Genomic DNA, 343 nt, shown 5'->3' with positions numbered 1-343 from the left:
CATATTTTTCACTGAGCTCTTTTATTACTCCTAATGATTGTGCTGCAAATGCTTCGTTTAGTTCTAATAGTTCCATTTCTTCTAGTTTTATTCCCTTTTTTTCTATTATGTTTGTTATCGCTGCTACTGGCCCCATTCCCATTATGCTTGGTTCTACTCCTCCTTGTTCGTAAGCTATTATTTCTGCTAGTGGTTTTAGTCCATATTTTTTTACTGCTGTTTCTGAAGCTATTATTATTGCACTTGCTCCATCGTTTATTCCTGATGAGTTCCCTGCTGTTACTGTTCCATCTTTTTTGAATGCTGGCCTTAGTTTTGCTAATGTTTCTTTTGTTGTTCCAAA

Annotated in this window: 1 protein-coding gene; it reads right to left on the bottom strand. The window is 35.6% G+C overall.

Features of this window, described 5'->3' with window-relative positions; genetic code table 11:
• Nucleotides 1-343: thiolase family protein (locus ACYQ44_RS10470; RefSeq protein WP_459997241.1), on the bottom strand; the 343-nt coding region annotated here is incomplete at both ends.

The sequence above is a fragment of the Marinitoga arctica genome (assembly GCF_054657315.1).
Note: the sequence above shows the minus strand (reverse complement) of the source record. Positions and strands in the feature narration are given on the sequence as shown.